The 22796-nt window shown below is 65.5% G+C and carries 26 protein-coding genes and 2 pseudogenes; 10 read left to right on the forward strand and 18 right to left on the reverse strand.

Annotated features, from left to right (window positions below):
- Window positions 1-49: 49 nt before the first annotated feature.
- The gene (locus tag ACFDS3_RS13335; protein ID WP_375262845.1) at window positions 50-943 is read right to left on the reverse strand and encodes a LysR family transcriptional regulator; all 894 of its coding nucleotides are present in this window, start codon (window positions 941-943) and stop codon (window positions 50-52) included.
- A gap of 99 nt (window positions 944-1042) precedes the next feature.
- On the opposite strand from ACFDS3_RS13335, the gene ACFDS3_RS13340 reads away from it, so the two are divergent.
- Both ACFDS3_RS13340 and ACFDS3_RS13345 read left to right on the forward strand, forming a co-directional pair.
- Complete coding sequence (locus ACFDS3_RS13340; protein WP_375262846.1) at window positions 1043-2023, forward strand: aldo/keto reductase; 981 nt, start codon at window positions 1043-1045, stop codon at window positions 2021-2023.
- Window positions 2020-2406: a carboxymuconolactone decarboxylase family protein gene (locus ACFDS3_RS13345; protein WP_375262847.1), complete on the forward strand. Its 387-nt coding sequence runs from the start codon at window positions 2020-2022 to the stop codon at window positions 2404-2406. Before ACFDS3_RS13340 ends, ACFDS3_RS13345 begins: the two co-directional genes overlap by 4 nt.
- Before the next feature lie 255 nt (window positions 2407-2661).
- On the opposite strand, the gene ACFDS3_RS13350 is transcribed toward ACFDS3_RS13345, so the two are convergent.
- Complete coding sequence (locus ACFDS3_RS13350) at window positions 2662-3360, reverse strand: GlxA family transcriptional regulator (protein ID WP_375262848.1); 699 nt, start codon at window positions 3358-3360, stop codon at window positions 2662-2664.
- Between the two features lie 75 nt (window positions 3361-3435).
- Window positions 3436-3720, reverse strand: coding sequence for a DJ-1/PfpI family protein (locus ACFDS3_RS13355; RefSeq protein WP_375262849.1), 285 nt, complete (start codon window positions 3718-3720; stop codon window positions 3436-3438).
- Between the two features lie 9 nt (window positions 3721-3729).
- On the opposite strand from ACFDS3_RS13355, the gene ACFDS3_RS13360 reads away from it, so the two are divergent.
- From ACFDS3_RS13360 to ACFDS3_RS13380, 5 genes and pseudogenes are all read left to right on the forward strand, one after another.
- Window positions 3730-3987 (forward strand): hypothetical protein, encoded by a 258-nt coding sequence (locus ACFDS3_RS13360; RefSeq protein WP_375262850.1) that lies wholly within the window; start codon window positions 3730-3732, stop codon window positions 3985-3987.
- A 35-nt stretch (window positions 3988-4022) separates the two neighbouring features.
- Window positions 4023-4535, forward strand: coding sequence for an MFS transporter (locus ACFDS3_RS13365; protein ID WP_375262851.1), 513 nt, complete (start codon window positions 4023-4025; stop codon window positions 4533-4535).
- Between the two features lie 635 nt (window positions 4536-5170).
- Window positions 5171-5317 carry a hypothetical protein gene (locus ACFDS3_RS13370; protein WP_375262852.1) on the forward strand — a complete coding sequence of 49 codons (147 nt, stop codon included), beginning with the start codon at window positions 5171-5173 and terminating at the stop codon, window positions 5315-5317.
- Between the two features lie 33 nt (window positions 5318-5350).
- A pseudogene (locus ACFDS3_RS13375) lies at window positions 5351-5977 on the forward strand (nitronate monooxygenase); the annotation flags it as partial.
- 692 nt (window positions 5978-6669) lie between these two features.
- Window positions 6670-7353: a DUF1045 domain-containing protein gene (locus ACFDS3_RS13380; protein ID WP_375262853.1), complete on the forward strand. Its 684-nt coding sequence runs from the start codon at window positions 6670-6672 to the stop codon at window positions 7351-7353.
- Here ACFDS3_RS13380 and phnN read toward each other — a convergent pair.
- The 14 genes from phnN to phnF form a co-directional block, all read right to left on the reverse strand.
- A complete protein-coding gene (gene phnN / locus ACFDS3_RS13385) occupies window positions 7335-7931 on the reverse strand; it encodes a phosphonate metabolism protein/1,5-bisphosphokinase (PRPP-forming) PhnN (protein ID WP_375262854.1) in 597 nt (198 codons plus the stop codon). The genes ACFDS3_RS13380 and phnN overlap by 19 nt on opposite strands.
- Window positions 7918-8532, reverse strand: a complete 615-nt coding sequence (locus tag ACFDS3_RS13390; protein WP_375262855.1) for a DapH/DapD/GlmU-related protein — start codon at window positions 8530-8532, stop codon at window positions 7918-7920. Before ACFDS3_RS13390 ends, phnN begins: the two co-directional genes overlap by 14 nt.
- Complete coding sequence (gene phnE, locus ACFDS3_RS13395; RefSeq protein ID WP_375262856.1) at window positions 8529-9386, reverse strand: phosphonate ABC transporter, permease protein PhnE; 858 nt, start codon at window positions 9384-9386, stop codon at window positions 8529-8531. Before phnE (ACFDS3_RS13395) ends, ACFDS3_RS13390 begins: the two co-directional genes overlap by 4 nt.
- Window positions 9383-10309: a phosphonate ABC transporter, permease protein PhnE gene (phnE, locus tag ACFDS3_RS13400; RefSeq protein ID WP_375262857.1), complete on the reverse strand. Its 927-nt coding sequence runs from the start codon at window positions 10307-10309 to the stop codon at window positions 9383-9385. Before phnE (ACFDS3_RS13400) ends, phnE (ACFDS3_RS13395) begins: the two co-directional genes overlap by 4 nt.
- Before the next feature lie 49 nt (window positions 10310-10358).
- Window positions 10359-11270, reverse strand: coding sequence for a phosphate/phosphite/phosphonate ABC transporter substrate-binding protein (gene phnD / locus ACFDS3_RS13405; RefSeq protein ID WP_375262858.1), 912 nt, complete (start codon window positions 11268-11270; stop codon window positions 10359-10361).
- A gap of 29 nt (window positions 11271-11299) precedes the next feature.
- Window positions 11300-12106 (reverse strand): phosphonate ABC transporter ATP-binding protein, encoded by an 807-nt coding sequence (gene phnC, locus ACFDS3_RS13410; RefSeq protein ID WP_375262859.1) that lies wholly within the window; start codon window positions 12104-12106, stop codon window positions 11300-11302.
- A 164-nt stretch (window positions 12107-12270) separates the two neighbouring features.
- Entirely contained in the window at window positions 12271-13440 is a 1170-nt protein-coding gene (locus ACFDS3_RS13415; RefSeq protein WP_375262860.1) for an alpha-D-ribose 1-methylphosphonate 5-triphosphate diphosphatase, read from the reverse strand.
- The gene (locus ACFDS3_RS13420; protein ID WP_375262861.1) at window positions 13427-14125 is read right to left on the reverse strand and encodes a phosphonate C-P lyase system protein PhnL; all 699 of its coding nucleotides are present in this window, start codon (window positions 14123-14125) and stop codon (window positions 13427-13429) included. The genes ACFDS3_RS13415 and ACFDS3_RS13420 overlap by 14 nt, the downstream gene beginning before the upstream one ends.
- A gap of 11 nt (window positions 14126-14136) precedes the next feature.
- Entirely contained in the window at window positions 14137-14946 is an 810-nt protein-coding gene (locus ACFDS3_RS13425) for an ATP-binding cassette domain-containing protein (RefSeq protein ID WP_375262862.1), read from the reverse strand.
- Window positions 14943-15857, reverse strand: a complete 915-nt coding sequence (locus ACFDS3_RS13430; protein ID WP_375262863.1) for an alpha-D-ribose 1-methylphosphonate 5-phosphate C-P-lyase PhnJ — start codon at window positions 15855-15857, stop codon at window positions 14943-14945. Before ACFDS3_RS13430 ends, ACFDS3_RS13425 begins: the two co-directional genes overlap by 4 nt.
- Window positions 15854-16918 (reverse strand): carbon-phosphorus lyase complex subunit PhnI, encoded by a 1065-nt coding sequence (locus ACFDS3_RS13435; protein WP_375262864.1) that lies wholly within the window; start codon window positions 16916-16918, stop codon window positions 15854-15856. The genes ACFDS3_RS13430 and ACFDS3_RS13435 overlap by 4 nt, the downstream gene beginning before the upstream one ends.
- Complete coding sequence (gene phnH / locus ACFDS3_RS13440) at window positions 16918-17448, reverse strand: phosphonate C-P lyase system protein PhnH (protein ID WP_375262865.1); 531 nt, start codon at window positions 17446-17448, stop codon at window positions 16918-16920. Before phnH ends, ACFDS3_RS13435 begins: the two co-directional genes overlap by 1 nt.
- Entirely contained in the window at window positions 17448-17897 is a 450-nt protein-coding gene (gene phnG / locus ACFDS3_RS13445) for a phosphonate C-P lyase system protein PhnG (RefSeq protein ID WP_375262866.1), read from the reverse strand. The genes phnH and phnG overlap by 1 nt, the downstream gene beginning before the upstream one ends.
- A gap of 8 nt (window positions 17898-17905) precedes the next feature.
- The gene (gene phnF / locus ACFDS3_RS13450) at window positions 17906-18631 is read right to left on the reverse strand and encodes a phosphonate metabolism transcriptional regulator PhnF (RefSeq protein ID WP_375262867.1); all 726 of its coding nucleotides are present in this window, start codon (window positions 18629-18631) and stop codon (window positions 17906-17908) included.
- A gap of 332 nt (window positions 18632-18963) precedes the next feature.
- On the opposite strand from phnF, the gene ACFDS3_RS13455 reads away from it, so the two are divergent.
- From ACFDS3_RS13455 to ACFDS3_RS13465, 3 genes and pseudogenes are all read left to right on the forward strand, one after another.
- Entirely contained in the window at window positions 18964-19413 is a 450-nt protein-coding gene (locus ACFDS3_RS13455) for a permease (protein ID WP_375262868.1), read from the forward strand.
- The gene (locus ACFDS3_RS13460) at window positions 19410-19910 is read left to right on the forward strand and encodes a hypothetical protein (RefSeq protein WP_375262869.1); all 501 of its coding nucleotides are present in this window, start codon (window positions 19410-19412) and stop codon (window positions 19908-19910) included. The genes ACFDS3_RS13455 and ACFDS3_RS13460 overlap by 4 nt, the downstream gene beginning before the upstream one ends.
- A gap of 250 nt (window positions 19911-20160) precedes the next feature.
- A pseudogene (locus ACFDS3_RS13465) lies at window positions 20161-21069 on the forward strand (IS110 family transposase).
- A 282-nt stretch (window positions 21070-21351) separates the two neighbouring features.
- On the opposite strand, the gene ACFDS3_RS13470 reads toward ACFDS3_RS13465, so the two are convergent.
- Window positions 21352-22590, reverse strand: coding sequence for a phosphotransferase (locus tag ACFDS3_RS13470; RefSeq protein WP_375262870.1), 1239 nt, complete (start codon window positions 22588-22590; stop codon window positions 21352-21354).
- Window positions 22591-22796 lie beyond the last annotated feature (206 nt).

Consider the following 22796-nt stretch of genomic DNA (forward strand, 5'->3'; position numbering starts at 1 on the left):
GGCCATCGCCCTCGCCGCTACCGTCATCTTCTGGTTATGAGTCCAGAGCCTAGAAGCGGTCGCTCCCGCGAAGAGCCGCCTGGTTCTCGGTGACGACCTCGCGCAGGAACTCCGCGACGGTCTGCACCCGGCGGGAGGACGCCAGATCGGATTGGGTGACCAGCCAGATCGACTGGTCGATTCCGAGATCCGCATCAACGCAGATCAGATCGCGCGACCGCGCAAGCAGATGCGGCAGGACGGCGAGGCCCAGACCAGCAACGCAGCCCGTGACCTGGGCTGCAAGCGACGTGGTGATGACTGCCGGTGCGCGGCCGCGAAGGGCGCGCTCGATCCATTGCGCCGGGGGAAGGTGACCATAGCCTTCCGCCCAGGCGATCATGTCGTCCCGATCGAGGTCGACGGCCTGACCGCTCTGGCGCGCCTTCAGGTAGGCCGGAGCCGCATAAAGGCCGTAGCCGAGGGTCCCCACCCGCTGCAGGGAGACATGCCCGCGCTCGGGCTTGACCATCCGCAAGGCAATATCCGCATCCCGCCGGTGCAGGTTCACCGTGGAAATGTCGGTCACGATCTCCAGGGTCAGGCGCGGATACGCACGCCGCAGACGCGGCACGGCAGGCAGGATCAGCGCCGTGGCGAGGTTCTCGGCCGTGGCGAGACGCACGGTGCCCGACACTTCCGGCCCCTCCGCGGCGCCCGAGGCCAGGGCCTTGGCGGCGGCTTCCATCTCCTCGGCCCGTTCGATCAGCGCCGCGCCGTCCTCGGTCAGCCGGTAACCCGAATGGTGGCGCAGAAAAAGCGGGCGGCCAAGCCGCGCTTCCAGCCGCTCGACCCGCCGGGAGACGGTCGCGATCCCGAGAGACAGCGCCGACGCAGCCCCGCTCAGCGAACCCGCCCGGGCGACGGCGAGGAAGACGGGAACGTCATCCCAGACCAGGCGCATGTTTTCCAATCTCGGAAACCTCGTTGCCATTTCCGGCGGTGGTTCGCCTTGTCCGGCAATGCCATCTGACGCTTGATCGAGCAAGACAGGGGAAGATGCATGGAACGAAGGACACTGGGCAGAGACCTCGAGGTATCGGCACTCGGCCTCGGCTGCATGGGGATGAGCGAGTTCTACGGCCCGCGCGACGACGATACCTCCATGCAGGTTCTGCATGAGGCCGCGGAGCTTGGGATCGACTTCCTCGACACCGCTGACATGTACGGCCCGCATCACAACGAAGAGCTGATTGGCCGCTTTCTGAAGGAAAGCTCGGCCCCGATGAAGGTCGCGACGAAGTTCGGCATCGTCCGCGCACCGGGCGAGTACCGGCGCAGCCTGGACAACCGGCCCGACTATGCGCGCGAGGCCTGCGAAGCATCGCTGCGCCGTCTGGGCGTGGACCAGATCGACCTCTACTACGTGCACAGGATCGATCCCGAGCGCCCCATCGAGGAGACCATGGGCGGCCTTGTGCGGCTCGTGGACGAGGGCAAGATCGCCCGGATCGGCCTCTGCGAAGTCAGTTCCGGGACGCTGCGGCGGGCCCATGCCGTCCATCCGGTGACGGCGGTGCAAACGGAATACTCCCTCTGGTCGCGAGGCCCGGAGGCGGAGATCCTGCCCGCCTGCCGCGAGCTGGGGATCGGCTTCGTTCCCTACTCCCCACTCGGACGCGGCTTCCTGACCGGTCGGTTTCAGGACGGCCACTTTGAGGAGGGTGACTTCCGGGCCGCCCTGCCCCGGTTCCAGACCGATGCCGTCCAGGCGAACCGCCGCATCGTCGATCTGGTATCGACGCTGGCCGCACGGAAGGGCTGCACACCAGCGCAACTGGCGCTTGCCTGGCTCCTCGCGCAGGGAAAGGACATCGTGCCAATCCCCGGGACGAAGCGCATGCAATACCTTCGCGACAACGTACGAGCAGTGGAGGTTGCACTCGACGAGGCCGACCTCGCGGAGATCGACGCCGGACTCGCTGCGCGACCAGTGACGGGCGCCCGCTATACCGCCGAAGGTATGAAGGGGGTGGACGCATGACGGGTTCACCCGACCGCCTGACCCGCGCGCTTTCCATACTCGATCATCTGGAACCGGGCGCGCCAGAGCGTGTGCGGGCCAATCTCGACGCTTTCCATCCTGATACTGCCGAACTCGTCTTGGGATACGCGTTCGCGGACATCCTCGGGCGCGAGGGGATCGACCTCAGAACACGTGAGATGATGACCGTCGCGATGCTCGCGGCCATGGGCACAGCGCAGGGACAGCTCGAATTCCACATGCGCGCGGCGCTCAATGTGGGCGTGACCCGGGAGGAGGTCGTCGAGATCGTCCTGCAGGTCTCCGTCTATGCCGGCGTGCCCGCCTGCATGAACGCAATCACTGCAGCCCGAGAGGCGTTCGAGGCGATCGACGAAGGCTGACGAAAACCTCGCTGTGCAAGCGTCGGTCGGCCGCGCGGCGAATGACCGGCAGGAACCCACCCCCTCAACATGAATGGCAGGTCTTTGAATGACGGTGCATTCTCAGGTGGCCCCGGCGACGAACGTCTCCCTCAGCGACTTAATCGACGCCGCTTTCGCTAAAGCGCCCTTCGCGTTCCTGAAACGACCTCGCATAGAAATTGCTACGACCTGCCCCTGAGTGGGGGCCCGTACGCTTCCTCCGCGCTGCAGGCGTCACGCAGCGATCGACCGCTCCGAGCCTGAGTGAACGATGATGCGGTCTCGGTGAATGGTGGCTTCGGTGGATCGTAATGCGAGCGCAGCGTTAGGTCCCTTCGAACGTTCCCTTTCGCGGATTTCTGACAAGTCGGCGATGGCCGCGTGTTCTATGGCGGGAGCGCTTCGTGCGATCGTCGCGCAGGAGTTAGCGTAGCGACCCACTGCCTCATTTCCGAATGTCGCCAAGTATTCCGCAATGCTCACCCCGTAGCGGCGCTGGAAAGCGCGGCGCATGCGCTGGAGGTCGCCGAACCCGGCCTCGCGCGCGACCCGCTTGAGCGGCAGCTCCGCTTCCAGAAGGCTGCGGGCATGGTCGACCCGGGTCCTCTCGATGAAACGAGCGGCGGAGATCGCAAGATGGGCCTTGAAGTGACGCGTAAGTGTGCGCCGGTTCATTCCGGCCTCCGCGGCCATGTCATCGAGCGTCCAGCGGCGCCCCGGTTCGCTGATGACGGTCTCGATCAGGCATGAGAACGCATCCGGGCCAGCGATTTGTCCAGCGATATGCAGGGCGTACTGGCTCTGCCCACCCGTGCGCCGCAGCTGGACCACCAGCTCGCGCGCGACCTCCAGGGCCGCGCGGTGGCCACCGTCCCTGCGAATGATCGCGAGCGCCAGGTCGATGCCGGACGTCACGCCGGCGGAGGTGAACACCCGCTCGCCGGACACCGCGATCCGGTCGAGGTCCCATTCGATGCTGGGGAAACGGCGCGTGTCCGGCTCGCGTGACTAGTGCGTCGTGGCTACCCGCCCGTCGAGCACGCCGGCGGCGGCCAGGACGAGGGATCCCGAGCACACCGAGATTACCCGCCCGGCGCCATCTGGCGCAAGCCGCGATCGGATTGCGGCGAGGACGTGCTCGTTCGTCAGCAGGACGTCGGCGCCCGAGCCTCCGGGGACGAGGAGGTCCCTTCCGGCGCCGTCAATCGCGAGGGCGCCTTCCGCCCCGAGCGTCAGACCACAGGATGAACGCGCGGGTCCGCCGCCGAGCGAGACGTAGCGCAGGTCATACATACGCCGCCCGTGAAAGCGAACTGGCAGCCGGTCGCGATCTCGCTTGTGCTGACCTCCGGTCTGATCGCCGCCTTCTTGGGGCCGCAGCTGTTCATCTGGACCAAGGACCTGTTCGCGCCAACGCCCTTGGCAGGCGCCTATGCCGCGATCTGTGCGGTCACGCTGATAGGTCTTCTGCCGCTAACCTTCGTCCGCATGCCCCGTCGAGCCGTCCTCGTCTGGACCGTGCGGCGCTGCTCGCGATCCTGCGCCGTGGCCCCGTTTTGACGGCGGTGATCGTTGGCGCGGTGTCGCAAGGGATCATGGTGCTGATTATGGCGCCCACCCCGCTCGCCATGACGGGGGCGGGCTACCCGGAAGCACTGGCGGGCGATGTCGTTCGCTGGCACGTGGTCGCAATGTTGGCGCCGAGCTTCTTTACCGGCTTCGCCATCAAGCGGTTCGGCACCGTTCCGGTCGTGGTAACGGGGCTGGCACTCCTTGTCGTCTCGGCGCTCATGGCGGCTAGCGGCCTGTCCGCACATCACTTCTACGGGGCTCTGATAGTGCTCGGGGTCGGCTGGAACTTCGGCTTCATCGGTGCCACGAACATGCTCGCTAGTGCGGTGTCGGCCGACGAGCGTGCCGTCGTGCAGGGTACCAACGACACGCTGATTGCTCTTGGAGCAACGATCTGCGTGTTCGCCTCGGGTGCAATCGTGACCGGGTTCGGATGTCCGATTCTCGCATTTGCCAGCCTGCCGGTTCTGGCCGTCGCGCTGCTGTGGGTGTTCGTGCAGGTAAGGTTCAGCCCACGAGACAGCGTATTCCGATAGATGTTCGGGATGGATAGGACCGACCGGAGCAGACCTTCTTGCATGGGGTAGCGACGGCGCGGTCTATCCGCGCGTCGGCCTCCCGAACACCGCGCGGCAAACGCCCGGTGCGCAGAAAAGCCGACGTCCCGAGTTTCTTGGGTGAACCGCCACGCGAAATCTCGGAGCAGACCTTGGCATAGTCGAATGGATTCCCGCTAAGGGTTGAACGTTTCCGAAAGAAGACCCCTGAAACGGTGGTCATCGACCGCCCGCCACTCCACAACTGTCGCGCGAGCGCCTTCAGGTTGAGAGGATGGTGGTCGGCTGTGGGGACGAAGCGAGCTTTCGCTGCCCCATACACGAACGTTCGGCCACTCAGCCATCATGCTGATAGCTTTGGTTAAGTGGAACACCCATAATGCCACGCATTACGGGCACGTGAGAAGCTCGATTGGCTTGGACGTCTCCGTGGGGCGACGGCATCACCGGCGAAGGCGGACTGCAATGCTGGACGAGGCTTTGAGGCGAGTCGACGGGTTCTGCGCGGCGTATGGCACGCGCCCCCCCTCCTAATGGCTCCGATGGCAGGCGCTTGCCCTCCTGCGCTGGCTGCTGCCGATGGCGGCGGCATGGGCGGATGCCGTGCATTGCTGATGGACACGGATGCGATCGCCAGGTGGGCAGCCGAGGTTCGGGCTGCAAGCGACGGTCCGTTCCAGATGAACCTTTGGGTGCCCGACCCCGAGCCGCATCGCGACGCCGTTCACGAGCGGGCGGTTGCAGAGCTCCTGAAGGGCTGAGGTCCGCCTCCAGCGGACCTTTCTGTTGGCGTCTCAGTGCCCTTTGCCGATCAATGCGAGGCACTGATCGAAGCCCGACCGGCGGCGATGTCCTCGATCATGAGCTTGTTTCCGCCCGATGTCGTCGACCGTATGAAGCAAAAAGGAATCCGCTGGTTCGCGACTGCCACCTCGGTCGCGGAGGCGCTCCAAGCCGAGGCTGCGGGAGCCGACGCCGTCATAGCGCAAGGCAGCGAAGCCGGTGGACGTCGTGGAGCCTTCGATGCCGACAGGGCAAACGCGCAGATGTGCGGATTGCTGGCGCTTGTGCCTGCGATCACGGACGCGGTTAGCGTGCCGGTGATTGCAACCGGCGATATAGCGGATGCGCGCGGCATCGTGGCCGCGCTCGCCCTCGGCGCGTCGGCCGTGCAGATCGGCACAGCCTTTCTGCGCACTCCCGAGGCCGCCATCGCGCCGGCATGGGCCGATGCCATCGGCCGCGCCCGACCCGAGGACACGGCGACTACGTCGCCTTTTCCGGACCGCGCAGGCGGTCATCGCGGACCGACTACGTCGCCGCCACCGAACGCGCCGACACGATCGCGCCCCTTCCCTTTCCTCTGCAGCGCTCGGCGACGGGTCCGATGCGGGCGCTTGGCGCAAGGGGCAACGACCTGACGCGTATCCAGGCATGGGCCGGACAGAGCGCACGGCTGGCACGCAACGAGTCAACCGGCGAGATCGTGCACTCCGTCTGGTCGGAAGCGCGAGCGGCGCTGTTGCAACCATCCTGAAATGTCACCCGGCCCGCAACGCAGGAATGTCACCACTGGCACCACGGGAGCGCAGCCGGGCAGGGCGAGCAGATCGATACCGGACGTTGTTATGTTCTCTCCCGAGTCCGCCGGCTGAACGAGGAAGCCCTTCTCTGCAATCTCTGCGAAGAACTCGGAAATGTACCAGGTGGACCTGCCGCAGATTGGGCTGTCTGGGATCGACTGCCACGCGGGAGCGATGCTTGACGGTCGTCCCCTGATGCGCGTCGCCTTCAACGCCCAGCCCCTCCACAACGAGGATCTCAGGCACCAGGACCTTCGAGAAGCGATGTGCCGCGTCCTTTTCGACGGCAACCACGGTGCCTGCCATAGAAGTCTCTCGGCTCTGCCCTCGTCGGGTCAGGCTTACGCTGCGCGGGAAAGCATGGTCGAGCGCGCGCGCTCGGACCCGCCCAGATCGGGTGTTTTGCTCCTTGGCCTGAGGGGATTTCCGGCACATCGCTTGGCACCGCTCGAACTGCACTTCTCAGTCGAGAACGCATGCTGCATATCTCGGCTCAATTTTTGTCGATGCGCCCAAGCCACAGGATGTTCATGTCGTTCCGTCGCTATGCCCTCTACTTCTTGCCGGACGATGCCCTGGCCGACTTCGGAGCCACCTGGCTTGGCTGGGACGTGCGCAATGGTACGAGCGTTCCGCACCCTGACATTCCGGGCCTGCCGGCCAGCGTCGAAGACCTGACGGCGACCCCACGGAGATACGGGTTGCACGGGACACTCAAGGCTCCTTTCCGTCTTGCCGACGGAGCGAGTGAAGCCGAGCTTTCGGATGACCTTGCCGCGTTCGCCGCGTCGACCCCGCCAGCCAGCACTGGCCGGCTGGTAGCGGTCAGGCTGTCGCGCTTCCTGGCCCTCGTGCCCAGTGGAGAAGCTGCACCCGTATCGGAGCTTGCGGCCGGCATTGTCGAGCAGTTCGACAGGTACCGCGCCCCGCTGACCAAGGAAGAACTGGCGCGACGCAAGCCCGAGAGGCTGTCGGCAGATGAACTGCGACTGCTCGAGCGGTGGGGGTATCCCCACGTGATGGAGCGATTCCGTTTCCACATCACCCTGACCGGCCCCGTCACCGAAGTGGATGGAGAGCGCACGCTCGATGCGCTCGCGCCGATCCTGCGGCCGCTCTGTGCCCCACGCTTCGTGATCCGCGACATCGCACTGGTCGGCGAGGGCGAGGACGGGTTCTTCCGGCTGATCCGCCGCTACCCCTTGGGCGGATAGAGCACCCGGCTGGCGGCCTCAACCGCGTCCGCCAAGGAAGCATCGTTCCAGATCTCGTGGACCCTGAGGTTCGACGGCAGGGGCGCAGCGGCTCGCCGCAGTCGCTCCGCGATCTCTGCGGGGGTCTCTCGTTTGCGACCGGCGAGACGCTTTGCAAGAGTGACCGGGTCGGCGCGGAGGCTCAGGACCTCCAGCCGCGGGAAGACGCGGTCCGCTGCACCCAGGACTCCGCGCGAGAGGTTGCCGAGGATGTCCTGCCCTGCCTCGAGAAGCGGCAGCACGGTGGCGGGGATCCCGTAATGCAGCTTGTGAGCGCGCCAGCTCAGGACGAAATCCCCCTGCGCTTCGCGACGCCGAAAGGCCTCAGCGCTCTCGGGCTGGTGGTCCTCTCCGCCAGCTTCGGCGGGGCGGGTGATGATGCGTCGCACGGGCACCAGGCTTGGGTGCCGCTCGAGAAGGCCAGCCATGACGCTGTCTTTGCCGACACCTGATGGGCCGATGACAGCGATGAAGCGCCCCCTGAGCTGGTCAGGATCCGCGCCGGCTGAAGGCCAGGTTTCCATATTACCCGGCTGCATAACGCTCGATGAACTCGTCGATGGAAAGCCTGCGGATGTCGGGCAGCGCTTCGCGAAGTTGGCCGTGCCCCCAGTCCCACCAGCGGATCCGCTGCAGGGCGTCGGCCTGCGCTTCGGTGAAACGCCGTTTGAGCACCCGGGCAGGCGTGCCACCGACGATCGTGTAGGGCGCCACCTCGCGTGACACGACGGCTCCGGCCCCCACCACCGCGCCATCGCCGATGCTGACACCCGGTAAGATCGTGACGCCGTGCCCGATCCAGACGTCGTGCCCGATCGTGACCCAGTGGCTGCGCCGCCACTCGAAGAAGGCGTCGTCGTCCTCGCCGAGGTCGTATTGCGCGGCGCGGTAGGTGAAGTGGTGCTGGCTGGCCCGCCAGGTGGCGTGGTTACCGGGGTTGATGCGCGCGCTCTGGGCGATCGAGCAAAACTTGCCGATCGTGCTCCAGATCGCGCTGCTGTTCTGCACGATGTAGGAATAGTCGCCCAGCTCGACCTCGCGCAGTGCGACATGCGCCTGAACCTCGGTCCATCTTCCCAGCGTGCAATCGACGACCGACGCCGTCTCGTGGATGTTCGGCGTCTCGTTCAGCCGTTTCATCTTGGCACCTCGGACGTTCCGATCAGTCGGGCCCGGATGGCCGCCGAAAGCCAGTCGATGATGTAGACCATCGCGATGATGAGGAAGATGATCGACCACGCCTCATCCCACCGGTAAGCTGCGATCCGGTCCGAGAGCAGGAAGCCGATGCCGCCCGCCCCCACGATCCCCAGGATAGTCCCCGACCGGACGTTCGACTCGAAGTTGTAGAGCAGCACCGACAGGATCACCGGGTTGACCTGAGGCAGGACGCCGTAGCGGATCGTGTGGAAGCGCGACCCGCCCGATGCCGCGACTCCCTGAACCGGCTTCTCGGAGGTGTTCTCGATTGCTTCCGAGAAGAGCTTTGCGAAGGTTCCGATCTCGCTCACGGCGATCGCGAGGATCCCCGCCAGCGGTCCAAGGCCGAAGGCGCGGATGAAGATGAGCGCAAGAATCAGCGTCTCGAAGGCGCGGATCATGTCATAGCCGCGCCGGACGCCCATCCGAAGCGGTGTCAGCCGGTTGATGTTCTTCGCGCCAAGGAACGACAGCGGGAATGCCACCACCGCGCCGAGAAGCGTGCCGAGGAAAGCCATGGACAGTGTCTCGCCCAGCCCGTGCAGGATCTCGGCGAACTCTGCCCAGCTGGTCCAGACATGCGGGGGGAACATGAACGCCATCACGCTGCCGAGCCGACCGAGGCCCGACCAGATCCGCTGAGGTGTGATCTCGAAGCTCCACAGGCAATAGGCGGTCAGGCCGGTCAGCAGGACCCATATGAGAGCCCGCCGTACCCGTTCGCGCGGCGCCGCCCGGAACGCGCGCGGCATGGCGGCGCGGGCACGGGTGATGTCGTCATGCGTCACGGTCATGTCCGCTCCATTCCGATGATGCTGTGCCGAAGCTTTTCCGAGGCGTAATCGATGACCGTGACGGTCACGAACACGATCACGAAGAGCGCGCTGAGGTCGGTATATTCCTGGAAGCTCAGGGCGATGCGGAACTCCTGCCCGAGGCCGCCAGCCCCGACGTAGCCGATGATCGACGAGGCACGGACGTTTATCTCGAACCGCATCAGCGTGTAGCTGATGATGTTCGGCATGACCTGCGGCACCGCTCCATAGCGGATCTTGTCGAACCACGTGCCGCCCGAGGCCGTGATGCCCTCGAGCGGCCGCATGTCGATGTTCTCGTTGACCTCGGAATACAGCTTTCCGAGCGATCCGCAGGTGTGCAGCCCGATCGCCATGACGCCTGCCATCGGCCCCACGGAGAAGCAGAAGACGAAGATCAGTGCCCAGACGAGCTCGGGCACCGTGCGCGCGATCTCCAGGTAGCGCCGGCAGACCCACAGCACGATCCGGTTGGGCGCGAGGTTCCGCGCGGCCGGGAACGACAGGGCGAAGCCACCGACGACCCCGAGAAGCGTGGCCATGAAGGCGATGAGGATCGTCTCGATCAGTAGCCCGAGCCAGATGTCCCAACGCCAGAACCATTCGGCAAGGTCGGCGCCGAGGGTCCGCCACGACAGATCGGGGATCGTCATGGCGAGGAACTCGCCCAGACGCGGCAGACCGGCGGGGATGATCCACCGCCACTCCCGGCTGCCGTCCGAAGACGTGACTTGCGTGACCTTGAAGAAGTCGCCGAGCCAGCTGGTGAGCGTGAACAGGGCGACGAAGATCACCGCTCCGACCATCCAGGTTAGCCGCGACCTGCGCCGGTTGGCCGCGTATTCTGCTTCGAACCGATCCCGGTCCGACAGCGGTTCTTGGAAATCAGCCGTGATGCTCATGCGTCATCGGAGGCGCGTCGCCGCGCCCCCTCCCCTGTAAGGCAAGGCCTCAGCCCCGGCGCTGCTGGCGCATCCACTCGCGCATGTCGACGATCCACTGGTAGCGGTCGTGGTCGACACGGGCGTAGCCGACGGTCGGATTGTCGTCGCCCTCGACGCTACCGCTGACCTGGGCGTAGCCCTCCGGGTCCTTCTCGGGGAACGCCTCGAGCGCGTTCGCCATGTCGTCGATCAGGCCCTGCGGCAAGTTCGCGCGCGCGGTGAACGGCCCCGAGGTGATCTCGGGCGATTCCCAGATCGTGCAGACGCTGCCGTCTTCGATCATGCCCTTCTCGACCATCCGCTGCGGGATGCCCGAGGTGTCATTGTCCTGGTAGGTGGCTGCCGCGTCGAACGTCCCGTTCACGACAGCCTGCACCCCCGCCTCGTGGCTGCCCGAGAACGGCGTTGCCGCGAAATGGACGCTGGGCTCGTAGCCCTGGTCGACCAGGTTGAAATATGGCACCGCATAGCCCGACGTGCTGTCGGGATCGGCGAAGGCCATCGTCTTGCCCTGAAGATCGTCGAGCGAGGTGATGCCGCTGTCGCACCGGGTGACGATGATCGAATAGTAGCCGGTCGAGCCGTCTTCGTTTTGCGAGGTCAGAAGGGGCACCACCCCACCGTCTGTCGCCGTGTAGGCTGCGGCATAGGCGGACGATCCGAGGAACGAGAATTCGATCTGGTCGGCCGCCAGCGCCTGCACGACACCGTCGTAGTTGCCGGCAGTGAAGATCTCGATCTCGACGCCGAGCTCCTCTTCGAGGTAGGTTTCGAGCGCCGTGTAGCGCTGGATGCGATCCTGCTCGTTCTCGCCCGAGAGGATGCCGAACCTGACGACCTGGTAGTCGTCCTTCCAGTCCTGAGCGATAGCCGTGGTCGCGAGAAGCGCGAGAATGGCGGCGGTTGTCATGGTCTTCATGGCTGAACCTTCTTTCGTGGTGATGGGGATTATGCGGGCTCGCGAACGCGCGCCGCGGTCGAGGTCACGCCTTCGTCGAAGTCGCGAAGCCCTTCGGTACCGTAGATGTCGCGGATCACGTCGGGCGTGAGTTGCGCGGCATTGCCGTCGAAATAGACGCGCCCGTCGCGCATCGCGATGATGCGGTCGCAATAGGCGCGCGCGGTATCGAGGGTGTGGAGGTTGACGAGAACGGTCAGCCCGTCCTCGCGGTTGATCGATCGAAGCCCGTCCATGACGAGCGTCGCGTTCGCCGGGTCGAGAGAGGCGATCGGCTCGTCCGCCAGCATGATCTTCGGCTGCTGCACCATCGCCTTGGCGATGGCGACCCGCTGCTGCTGCCCGCCGGACAGCGTTCCAGCCCGTTGAAGCGCTTGCGGCAGCAGCGAAAACCGCTCGAGCGCCTGCAGGGCCTGCGTGCGTTCGGCGTCGGTGAAGTGCATCGCCATCGACGTCAGGAAGCCATGCTCGGCGACGCGCCCGATCAGGACGTTCGTGAGGACGTCGAGCCGATCGACCAGGTTGAACTGCTGGAAGATCATCGCACAGTCGCGGCGCCACTGGCGCAGCGCGCGGCCGCGCAGGCTCGTCACGGGGATGTCCCCGCAGTGGATCGTCCCCTCGGTGGGGTCGACCAGGCGATTGATCAGGCGGAGAAGCGTGGACTTCCCGGCGCCGGAGCGGCCGATGATGCCCACGAACTGCCCCGCTTCAATGTCGAGCGTCACCGAACTCACGGCCCGTGTGGGGCCGAAATCCCGGCTGACGCCGACGAGGGAAAGGTGTGCGTTCTTCATGTCCCCAGTTTCACCCGGGGCCGTAACGCCGCCCTAACATCCGAATGATTTTTTTCCGACAGTTGGGTGTCAGTTCAGTGACGGAAACATGGCGGCCGGAAACGCAAAAGGGCGCCATGATCGGGCGCCCTCTGTAGACAGGTGAGGAATGGCTTCGCGGCCAATCACGCAGGGACGGGCGATGCCAGGGTGCCGTCCGAAAAGACCTCGCGGCCGGCGCTGAAGACACCGCAGACATGGCCGACATCGGCGACATCGGCGATGACGAGATCGGCGCGCAGCCCCGTCGCAATCCGCCCGCGATCTGACAGACCCAGCGCATCGGCGACATTCGCCGTAGCGAGGCGGGTTGCTCCGGCCAGCCCCTTGGGATCGGACTTGGCCAGGATCAGAACCGCGGGGAGGATTGCTGACGGGTGGTAGTCCGCCGCAAGAATGTCGAGAAGACCCGCCGCATGGGCCTCGCGCGCCGAGAGGTTGCCCGAATAGGACTGCCCCCGCAGGGCATTCGGCGCACCCATCGCAGTGACCATTCCGCATGCACGCGCCGCGTGCGCAGCCTCTTCCGTCACCGGGAATTCGCTGATCGTCGCTCCGAGTTGCTGCATCAGCGCGACCTTGGCTGGCGTGTCATCGTCGTGGCTCGCCAACCTCAGCCCGTTTGCCGCACAAAGCTTCGACATCGCCTGCAGCACTTGTTCGAGCTGCTCCATCTTCTGGCTCTTCTCGCGGATACGATCGGCCACCGCCACGCGCGCCTCTGCGTCAGACAGCCCGCGCTCGCTCGCGATGCGCGCGACGTGGCGTTCAAGATCCCGGTACTGCCCCTGCCCCGGCGTGTGATCGGTCAGGGAGACCAGGTCCACCGTGCCGTCCGCGATCAGCTCTTCGACAGTTTCCAGCGCATCGGGGAACGTCACCTCGAACCGCGCGTGAACACGGTGATCGACCTTGAGCTTCGGGCGCATCCGCTTCAACTCGCGCAAGAGTTCCTTCGTGGTCTCGAAGTGCCGCACATGCCCATAGGCCGACCCCGGTTGAAAGCTGACGGCCGCGTAGGCCGTGGTAACGCCCGCCACCTTCAGCCGCCGGTCGAGGTCGCGCAGCCCCAGCGCCAGCGGCATCCGCACGCCGGGGCGCGGCTCGACCTCGCGTTCGATCATGTCGCCATGCATGTCGATGAAGCCAGGCATCAGCAGGCGCCCCTGCCCCAGCCGGCCGGCCCCGGCGACAGGTTCGTTGCGGATCTCGGCGATCCGCCCCCCCTCGATCCGGACGGCGCCGCGCTCAATCACCCGGTCGGGCAGGACCACGCGAAAATCAGACAGCCACATCGGAAACACTCCCCAGCGAGATTGTTCGGTCGATCAGCTGCTCGACATCGCCCGGATGGTGAAACACCCCCACAATGGCCACGCCCTGATCCTTCAGTTCTTCCAGCCGCGCGACCAGCGCCGCCCGAGCCCCGGCATCCAGCGACGCCGTCGGCTCGTCCAGCAGCAACAGCCGTTGCGGCAGGATCAGCGCCCGCGCGAGGTTCACCTTCTGCTGCTCGCCCCCCGAGAAGGTCGAAGGATAAGCCTGCCAGAGGTCGCGCTTGACCCCGAACGCGTCGAGCCACCGCCGCGCCTCGTCCCGTGCTTCGTCCAGTGAGCGGCCCGCCCGCAGCAGCGGTTCGGCCACCAGGTCCTCTGCCGCGACCCGGGGCCGCGCCATCAGGAACTGCGTGACGAACCCGATCTCGCGGCGCCGGAGCAACGCGATGTCCACATCCGCCGCCTGCGCAAGGTCGATGACACCCTCGGTCGTGCGGTAGCGGATCGCGCCTTCGCACGGCAAGTAGCTGCGGTAGAGCGTGCGCAGCAGCGTCGACTTGCCCGCGCCGTTCGGCCCCGACAGCAGCAGGAACTCTCCGGCGGCAAGAGTGAAGCTCACCCGCTCGAAGGCCGGCAGCGTCTGCTCGAGGTGGTGCATGCGAAAGCTCTTGCCCAGGCTCTCGACGGTCAGCACGTTCTGCATCGCGATATCCTTCATAGCTTGGCGTGGACGAGCTGCTGGGTGTAGGCGTGCTGCGGATCCTGGAAGACCTGATCGGCCAGCCCGCACTCCACCACCTCACCGCGGCGCATCACCATGACCCGGTCCGCCATCGTGCGGATCACGCCCAGATCATGACTGACGATCACCATCGTGATCCGGAGATCCCGCTGCAGCCGCTTGAGCGTATCCAGAACCAGCGCCTGCACGCTGACGTCGAGGCCCGTCGTCGGCTCGTCCAGAAGCAGGACCGCAGGCTCCAGCGCGATCGCCTTGGCCAGTTGCACCCGCTGCTGCATCCCGCCCGACAGCTCGATCGGCAGCGCGTCCATCCGCGCCACGGGGAAGTCCGACGCGCTCAGCGCCTCCTCGGCGCGCGAGCGCAAGGCCCCGAAGCGCCGCTCGCCCGCGACCAGAAGCCGCTCGGCCACGTTGCCCGAGGACGTGTGCCGCATCAGCAATCCCAGATGCGGGTTCTGATAGACAATCCCGATCGCCCGGGCGCAGAGCTGTCGCCGCGCGTACCGATCAAGCGCAAAGAAGTTGCCCTGCGGCCCCTCGTCCAGATCAAGCCGGTAGTCGCCCTCGTCCGGTGTCTCTTCCAGGTTCATCAGGCGCAGCAGCGTCGACTTGCCCGACCCGGACTCGCCGACGATCCCCATGACCTCGCCCGGATAGACCGTCGCCGACACGTCGTTCAGCGCGACGACCGGCCCGTACTTCATGCTGACGCCCTCCAGCCGCATCAGCGGCGGCGTCGTCATCAGCCGCGGCGCGGCCTCGATCCGTGGTTCGACATTCATGGCCGAAACTCCCCGTCCTGATACCAGGTCTCGCCGATCTCGACCTCCTCGCCCTCGGCACGGCGGATCGCCTTGATCCCGAGGTTGCTGTCCGACAGTTCGTAGAGCGTGGCACCCCCGTCCTGCGGAATCTCGTTCATGAAGAACCCGCTCACGCCCGAGCGATGGCAAACGAGGCGCGCATGATCCTCGACCCGGTAGGGCACGTCGTCGAACACAAGCGGCTCGACCCGCGTGAAGGGTGGCACCGCGTAGAGTCGTTTCTCGCGCCCCGCCGACAGGATCGTCAGGTGCCGCGCCATGTCGAGCTTCGGCACGTCCCACCGCGGGATCGGCGACGGCGTGATCACGTGGCGCCCGTTCACCAGCGACGGATAGCTCGCCCCCTGCATCACCCGCCCCGAGCGCACGATCTGCTCGTAGAGCGTCAGCCACAGCCGGCCGTAATCCGCGTCGCCATGCATCTCTCGCGCGCGGCTCATGTCGGGCTCGACCGAGCGCAGCGGCTCGGGGTTGGGGACCTGAAGGACCAGCACCTGGTCCTCGCGCAGCTTCTCCTCGGGGATCCGGTGGCGCGACTGGATGATCGTCGCCTCGCTCGTATCCCAGGTCTCCTTCGCGCCCGAGACACGCGCGATGAAGCGCCTTATGGAGGCCGCGTTGACGCTGTCATCCGCCCCCTGGTCGATCACTTTCACCACAGAGGCCGGGTTGATGAGGGTCAGCGTCGCCTGCAGGCCGCCCGTCCCCCAGCCCCGCGCCATCGGCACCTCGCGGCTGGCGTAAGGCACCTGGGCGCCCGGGATCGCGACGGCCTTGACCATCGCGCGGCGCAGCTCGCGTTTCGCGGAAGGGTCGAGAAAGCCGTAGCTGAACGCGGCCCAGTCATTCGTCAGATCCGTCAGGCTCATGCGTCTTCCTCCTGCCGTGCTTCTTCAGGCTGCGCCGCCTTCGCCCCGCGCAGGTTGTCGAGCGCGGACTGGAAGGTGACGTAGTGGGGCAGCTTGAAGTGGATGCAGAACCCCGACGCCTCGACGGCTTCGGTATGGTAGAGGAAGAACTCCTCGTTCAGCGGGCTCTTCGCCGGCGCCCCCGGCGCGTTGAGGTCCAGCGTCGCGCCGGCGATCACCTTCACTTCGTTCCACCCGAACGTCCCGCAGAAGCCCAGCTTCAGCTCTCCGCCCTTCTTCGCGTTCACGACCTCTGCCTGGCTCGTCCGTACCCGTCCCGCACTGAACACGGTCCCGCTCGGATGCGTCACCCGCACCTCGGCCTCGTTCAGCCGCAGCTCGTTCACCGTCGGATGCGCCTGCCCGTAGCCCCGCATCGCCGAGTACCCCAAGGCCAGCACACCGCCCGTTTCGGCCCGCGCGAGGCTCTGCAGCGTGTGCGCGCGCTTCGCCGGGAAAAGCAGCGGCTCGCGCGTCAGGTCAGGGATGTCGTCCTTCGCCACGTCCTGCCGCGCCGGCTCCGCCACCAGCCCCTGCCGTTTCTGCCAGTCCGACAACGCCGGGCGCGTCGCGGGCGCCGGCCGCGCCGCGGGTTCTACCGCTGCGGGCTCGAACGGCTGCCCACGCAGCACGTCCGTCGCCAGGAACCGGTGGGCGTAGTCCAGGGTCGGCCCAAGCACCTGGCCGCCGGGAATGTCCTTGAACGCAGCCGAGATCCGCCGATGCACGAGCGTCGTCTCCGGCGTGATTGGCTCGGCGATGCCAAGCCGCGGCTGCGTCGTCCGCCACGACCTGAGCAGCAGCACGGCCTCGTACAGATCGCCCCCTGTCTGCGCCAGCGCCAGCGCCGCGAGGTCCGGCGCGTATAGCGACGACTCCCCCATCACCCGGTCCACGAGCCACGGCAGAGCGTGCTCGATCGTCGCCACGCGCTCGGCGTCGATCGTCCCCAATGTCTCGCGGTACAGCCGTTCCGCCTGCTCGATCGCACGTTCGCCGCCGCGCGTTGCCACATAGGCCATCAGATCACCTCCACGTTGGTTGATCGCGGAACTGCGACCGTTCGCGCGCCGTCGACGAAGATGAGGTCGATCCCCAGCGGATAGCGACACGCCGCCTTGCGCGCCGCCCAGAACGCCGCGTCCACCGCGATTGCCATCTCTTCCGCGACTTCGATGCCAGGCCCCGTGAGACGCAGCCGCGCGCCCTCACCGATCCGCGCCGACACGATCGCCGTGGCGCCCCGCTCGGGGTAGAGCGCGTCTCCGACCGGCAGCCTCGCGAGGAACTCGGCGTCTCCGGCAGCCAGCACGGCATGATCTGCGAGCTCCGGCAGGACGACCGTGGCACCAAGTGCCCCCAGTGCCGAACGCATCTCTTCGTCATCCGCTGCCGCCCGGCACTCCCGGTCGATGAGCGCACGGGCCACCGTCAGCAGGTCCGGCTCGGGCAGCGTCTGCTCCGTTCCCGGCCGGGCAAGAGCTCCGAGCACGGCGGCGAACGTCGCGTTGTCCCGCTGCTCGTCGGCATCGGGTGTGGGGTCTGCGAACATCAGAACGTCTCCATCTCGACCTTGGTCGCCTCGACCCGGCGCAACAGCGCGTCGTCCCGCTGTGCCGCCGCCTCGGATTGGGTGCGGACGAAGGCCGTCAGCCGCTCGCGCGCCGTCCCGGCCGCCCGCGCAGCGTCCAGCAGCGCCATCGCCATCGCCTGTTCCAGGTCGCGGCCCACCACCATCCCGTAGCCCTCGACGCCATGCTCGGGCAGCCGGACATGTGCCTCCGCCACCAGAACCTCGCCGAGATGGAAATCGGTGCCGGTCACGGTGTCCCGCATCGGCTGCATGATAAGGCCGGTCCGGCTCTGCAGCACGTCGACGGCGCCGAGCGCCGGCAGGATCATCTCGGCTTCGGCCTTGATCTCGTCAGGCGGGGATGCCGCACATGTCGCAAGGAAGGTCGCATGGTCTTCCGCCCCCCCAGTGTGGGTCTGATCGAACATGGTCGCTCCTATTCTTCCAGGTCATCGAGGCTCGTGATCGAAAAGCGCGTGCGGTGCCCCGACCAGATCGATTCGGAGCAGCCGATCGGCTGACCGGCCTGGTCGATGTCGGTTTTCTGCAGCACCATGACCGGCTGGTCGGAGAGCTGCTCGAGCAGCCGAGCCTCGTCGAGATCGGGCCGCCGCGCGAAGATCGTGGTGTCCCGGCGAAAGTAGTCGGCGACTCCATGAGCCCGGTAGATCTCGCTGATCCCCTGCCCCGCTTCGCGCCGGCTGCCAAAATCAGGGAAGCGGGCGACTTCATGGAAGGACTGGCCCAAGCTGATCGGCACGCCATTGGCGCGACCGCGCGTCAGCGCCCGGTGGACCGGCATGCCGGCCTCGATCCTGAGCGACTGCGCCACGCGCTCGGGTGCGTCCATCACTTCGACCACGATCAGGTCTGTAACGGGTCGAATACCCTGAGCCTCGAGATTCTCGCGGAAGCGCGTCCGCTTGCCGATGCGATACGTGATGAGAGGCTGGGTCCGGACGAAGGTTCCCCGCCCTTGCTCCACGCTGAGCAAGCCCTCGATCGACAGGGCTGCCATCGCCCGCCGGACGGAGTGCCGCCCGATCCCGAACTGCGCCGCAAGCTCCCCCTCGGTCGGGAGCCTGTCGCCTTCACCGAGTTCGCCGCGCGCGATCCTCGTTACGATTTCTTCCCGTAGATAAGTCCAGTTTCTCTCTGTCATCGCCACATCCGAATTCATTCGGACGTCTCTTGCCGGTCTACTATGACACGGCGATGAACCCGGCATGACGTTCCGACGAAGTTGGAAGCGTCGAGACGCGAGGGGTTTGATCCGCCACGGGCGAGTAGTATGCCCAACCCGGAGGCGAAGACGCCTCGGCATGCGAGCGTGGCAAACCTCTACTTCTGGCGGAGGATGTTATGTCAGGCAGATTGCCGCCGTTCCCCAGGTCAACATGGGAATATCGCGTGAAGCCTTCGCGATCTGATTTTGTCTTTCTGGGGCTCGCTTTTGCCAGTGGATCGGCCTGCTGGTGGAGGGGCGGATCGCCCTTGGTCATTGCCGGCCTCATGGACGCGGCCGAACTGCTTCTGTTGGTCCTGCCACAACTCGCGGCGGGTCTGCTCATGGGCGGCCTCGTTGCGCGCCTCGTGGGGCGCGAGAAAGTAGCCGCGCTACTGGGAAACCGGTCGGGCGTTCGCGGGCTGCTGTTGGCGTCTTTCATGGGGGCGGTCACGCCCGGCGGCCCCTTTACGTCGTTTCCCGTGGTACACGCCCTCTGGATGGCGGGTGCGGATGCCGGCGCGCTTATCGCCTATCTATCTGCGTGGTCCCTGATCGGCCTCAACCGGCTGATCATCTGGGAATTGCCGTTGATGGGAGGCGAGTTCACCGCTCTCCGGATGATCGCATGCCTACCTCTGCCGGTCCTTGGCGGGATAATTGCGCGGGTTCTGGTTCGCTCGTCGCGCCTCAAGCTGAAGACGGAGCCTGCAGAATGACCGCAGCAGCACTAGCCATCTGGACCATCGTTGTCGTGTTGGCGTTGGCTGTCCTGCGGCGCGAGGGATCTGAAGGGCTTTTGGCGGCCGGCGGCACTGCGGTACAGCAGGGCAAAGCCCTGATGATGCGGCTGCCCTTGGCGCTGCTGGCGGCCGCGTTCCTCATGCAGGTCCTGCCGGTTGAACTTTTGGTCTCCGTGATCGGACCGCAATCGGGCCTCGCCGGCATTCTGCTGGCCACGATCGTCGGCGGACTGTTACCCGGTGGACCTATGACTTCGTTTCCGCTCGCCCTCGTCGTGCTGCAGGGCGGCGCGGGACTGCCGCAGATCGTCGCGCTGATTGCGGGCTGGTCGGTCTTCGCGATGCACCGCGTGATGGCGTACGAGGCTCCTATCATGGGCTGGCGCTTCGTCGCATTGCGGCTCTCATCGAGCCTGATCCTGCCCTTTGTCGCAGGGGTCATCGCGATGGTACTGACGACCCTCCTTCCGTGAGCCTTCGAAGTGCATGTCCGCCCAGATGTATATGGCCTATCAAAACGGGGAATCGGCGCTCAAGTTCCTAAACGGTGATTGTCGACCGCCCGTCGCTCCACAACTGTCGCGCGAGTGCATTCAGTCCGAACAGATGGCATAGGCTGAGAGATGGTCGTCTGCAGTGCAGATGGGGTGGATGGCTCCTGCTCCCGGGCGTCGTGATGCGCCATAGTGCAGTTGTCATTGACTGCGAGAGAGGAGCCACCCGATGCAAGTTTCGACGATTGGACTGGATCTGGCAAAGAACGTTTTCCAGGTGCATGGCGTTTTTGGCGACGGCACCACCGCCTTCAACCGAAGTTTGCGCCGATCGCAGGTACTGGCCTTCTTCTAGTCCCTGCCGGCCTGCCTCGTCGGCATCGAAGCCATCGATGCGGCAGCGATCTGCGAAGCTGTGACGCGTCCCTCGATGCGGTTCGTGGCGGTGAAGGCACCGGAACAGCAAGCGGTGATGGCGTTGCACCGTGTGCGGGATCTGATCGTCCGCCAGCGGAGCAGATCGTGAATATGCTGCGGGGTATTCTTGCCGAATTCGGGATCGTCATTCGGCAAGGTGCCCGCCATGCGATCACGTTCGCCAAGCAGTGTCTCGAGAGAGTGGAGGGCGCCATTCCGGATGTCGCACGGGACGTTGTGACCAACCTCGGCCACCAGCTCGTAGCATTGCACCGGCGGGTATTATGGTAAGGTCGGCGTCTGAACCAAGTCGCCAAGCAGGACGAACGCGTCGCCCGACTGCAGACGATCCCGGGGGATCGGGCCCGTGACGGCGTCCGCCATCGTGGCCACGATCGGCGACGGACAACAATTCCCCTGCGGTCGTAGCTTTGCCGCCTGGCTCGGCCTTACACCTCTCAACCGATCGAGCGGCGGCAAGGAGTGACTCGGGCATATTTCCAAGATGGGGGACCGCTATATCCGGCGCTTGCTGGTCCTCGGCATGACCTCACGGATCAAGCAGATCCAAATGCATCCGGACAAGTTCGACCCTTGGTTCGCCAACATCCTTGAGCGCAAGCCTGCGAAAATGGCGGCCGTGGCGATGGCCAACAAAACGGCCCGGATCGTTTGGGCGGTATTATCCCGCGGTGAGGATTATCGGCTGCGAACCGCCTGAAGACAGACAAGGGCTATCCGAACGGCAAGACGTAGGAAGTGATGGCAAAGGTCAGCCCAACGATCGAGACACCCCGTGCTTTGTCCCGGACCGTTCGTGTCCGATGTGCAGAATGGGACTCGGTCTGCGGACCCCATCAGGGCCAGCGGTCTTATGCACCGCATCAACAGGCCGGACACAAAACCGCTTCTGACCAGGAAATCCGTCACAGAAAAGTCTTGCCATGCAGGGGCCATCCACACAGGACAAAGCAGTCATTCCAGATTGATGACGATCAGACCGTCACGCGTCGTCCCAGTCCAGCATCGCCTGGAGGGCGCGGTTGAGCTGGTCCTGCCAGAGCCAACGCATGTTTTCGATGCCATCCGATTCCGCGCCCCACTCCACGGCGATGAGTGCGCCCTGGCACAAGCAAGCCCGCCAGTCCTCGACAAGGCGCTCCCAGGAATGGTCCGATACGCCCCCTTCGAGTAAGGCGTGGTGGTAGCCCCGCATAAGGTCGTGCTCATGATCCCGACGCGCTTTTGGCGACCAGTACGGAACACTTGCATGAACGAGATCGATGGCGCCTAGCCACAGCCGCAGCGACCACGTGAACGGCTGTCGATCGATAAGGTAGAGCGCTGGACCACCGAGTGCTGGATCCGTTTGGTTCCTATGCGTCAGGACGTTCGTGGGGTTCGGATCACCGTGGAGGAGGGCAACACCCTCCCCGGTGCGCGCCCGTCGTCGCATGCGCTCAACGTCCTCATCGAAGACCCGCCGCAGACGATCGCGGCTCGGTGCATCGATTTCGTTGCCGAGTACCTCCAGCACAGGCTCCAGCCCCTTCGCTACGTGATCGAGGTATCGATCAAGATCGGCGTCCAGATTATGCGGGCCATCAGGATCCCCTGCCACGCCCCGACGGTGCGCATGGAGCTTGCCGAGCGCCCCGCCGAGGCGACGCGCATGCGCGGCCGTCGGGGGAATGACCTTGTTGTCGATGTAGTCTGCAGTCAGATCGGCCAAGAGGAGAGCGTACCCTGCGCCAACGCTGCTTCCTAGATCCGAGGGGTCTGGCCCGATCGCCGCATAACAGTGGATGAGCGGAGCGGCTTTGAGATCGCGGTAATCGCGCGTGTAATAGGCGATCTCGGAGGCGCCAAGGAAGTCATGGCCCGGCGGGCAAAGCTTCAGGAACATCGTCGTCGGCAACGCCTCTCCGTTCGCACTGCCGCGCAGGTGAAGTCGTGCGGTAGTGCTGCAGTTGGCATCTACAGGCTCGATCAAAAGCTGGTCGATCTTCGGCGCCGCATGCCCGCTGGCCTCTAGGGCCGCTGCGATCCAGCAGGCGTTCACAGCACCCAAAGTCCTTGGCAGTTCGCGATACGGCAACGCACGTCCCCTATTCTTGGCTCTCACAGGCTGCGCCACGCGCTCGATCGTCGCCAGTGTAGAGCCCTGTTCGGCCGCGAAGTAATTGCACCTTGGGCTCAAAATGTCGCCCGCCGCGATGCGCGAGAAGGCTTGGTAGGCCACTCTGCCCTTAAGATTGCGTCGACGCCCGCACCACGAAGCCGTCGCGCAATACGCAACGCGGCAAGCGACTTGATTTTCATCCGCTTGAACGACTATGACAGCGCCAGCAGGAGGCGAGCGCCTCATGCAATGGAGATTTTATGCGAGAGATCCATTAATCAGGTTGAGGCTGTGCGGCCCGCATGATTCACGGCCCTCGAACAAGA

Origin of the sequence: Palleronia sp. (genome assembly GCF_042089775.1) — a bacterium.
Taxonomy (GTDB): domain Bacteria; phylum Pseudomonadota; class Alphaproteobacteria; order Rhodobacterales; family Rhodobacteraceae; genus Palleronia.

Excerpts from the sequence above, each read along its gene's own strand:
- ACFDS3_RS13460 (WP_375262869.1), top strand. The coding sequence starts at position 19,410 with ATGACCGCAGCAGCACTAGCCATCTGGACCATCGTTGTCGTGTTGGCG.
- phnN (WP_375262854.1), bottom strand. The coding sequence starts at position 7,931 with ATGCAGCCGGGTAATATGGAAACCTGGCCTTCAGCCGGCGCGGATCCT.
- ACFDS3_RS13365 (WP_375262851.1), top strand. The coding sequence starts at position 4,023 with ATGGTGCTGATTATGGCGCCCACCCCGCTCGCCATGACGGGGGCGGGC.
- ACFDS3_RS13370 (WP_375262852.1), top strand. The coding sequence starts at position 5,171 with ATGGACACGGATGCGATCGCCAGGTGGGCAGCCGAGGTTCGGGCTGCA.
- ACFDS3_RS13415 (WP_375262860.1), bottom strand. The coding sequence starts at position 13,440 with ATGTGGCTGTCTGATTTTCGCGTGGTCCTGCCCGACCGGGTGATTGAG.
- phnD (WP_375262858.1), bottom strand. The coding sequence starts at position 11,270 with ATGAAGACCATGACAACCGCCGCCATTCTCGCGCTTCTCGCGACCACG.
- ACFDS3_RS13335 (WP_375262845.1), bottom strand. The coding sequence starts at position 943 with ATGCGCCTGGTCTGGGATGACGTTCCCGTCTTCCTCGCCGTCGCCCGG.
- phnG (WP_375262866.1), bottom strand. The coding sequence starts at position 17,897 with ATGTTCGATCAGACCCACACTGGGGGGGCGGAAGACCATGCGACCTTC.
- phnE (WP_375262857.1), bottom strand. The coding sequence starts at position 10,309 with ATGAGCATCACGGCTGATTTCCAAGAACCGCTGTCGGACCGGGATCGG.
- phnC (WP_375262859.1), bottom strand. The coding sequence starts at position 12,106 with ATGAAGAACGCACACCTTTCCCTCGTCGGCGTCAGCCGGGATTTCGGC.
- phnE (WP_375262856.1), bottom strand. The coding sequence starts at position 9,386 with ATGACCGTGACGCATGACGACATCACCCGTGCCCGCGCCGCCATGCCG.
- ACFDS3_RS13420 (WP_375262861.1), bottom strand. The coding sequence starts at position 14,125 with ATGCAGAACGTGCTGACCGTCGAGAGCCTGGGCAAGAGCTTTCGCATG.
- ACFDS3_RS13340 (WP_375262846.1), top strand. The coding sequence starts at position 1,043 with ATGGAACGAAGGACACTGGGCAGAGACCTCGAGGTATCGGCACTCGGC.
- ACFDS3_RS13355 (WP_375262849.1), bottom strand. The coding sequence starts at position 3,720 with ATGTATGACCTGCGCTACGTCTCGCTCGGCGGCGGACCCGCGCGTTCA.
- ACFDS3_RS13390 (WP_375262855.1), bottom strand. The coding sequence starts at position 8,532 with ATGAAACGGCTGAACGAGACGCCGAACATCCACGAGACGGCGTCGGTC.
- phnH (WP_375262865.1), bottom strand. The coding sequence starts at position 17,448 with ATGTTCGCAGACCCCACACCCGATGCCGACGAGCAGCGGGACAACGCG.
- ACFDS3_RS13380 (WP_375262853.1), top strand. The coding sequence starts at position 6,670 with ATGTCGTTCCGTCGCTATGCCCTCTACTTCTTGCCGGACGATGCCCTG.
- phnF (WP_375262867.1), bottom strand. The coding sequence starts at position 18,631 with ATGACAGAGAGAAACTGGACTTATCTACGGGAAGAAATCGTAACGAGG.
- ACFDS3_RS13425 (WP_375262862.1), bottom strand. The coding sequence starts at position 14,946 with ATGAATGTCGAACCACGGATCGAGGCCGCGCCGCGGCTGATGACGACG.
- ACFDS3_RS13345 (WP_375262847.1), top strand. The coding sequence starts at position 2,020 with ATGACGGGTTCACCCGACCGCCTGACCCGCGCGCTTTCCATACTCGAT.
- ACFDS3_RS13435 (WP_375262864.1), bottom strand. The coding sequence starts at position 16,918 with ATGGCCTATGTGGCAACGCGCGGCGGCGAACGTGCGATCGAGCAGGCG.
- ACFDS3_RS13430 (WP_375262863.1), bottom strand. The coding sequence starts at position 15,857 with ATGAGCCTGACGGATCTGACGAATGACTGGGCCGCGTTCAGCTACGGC.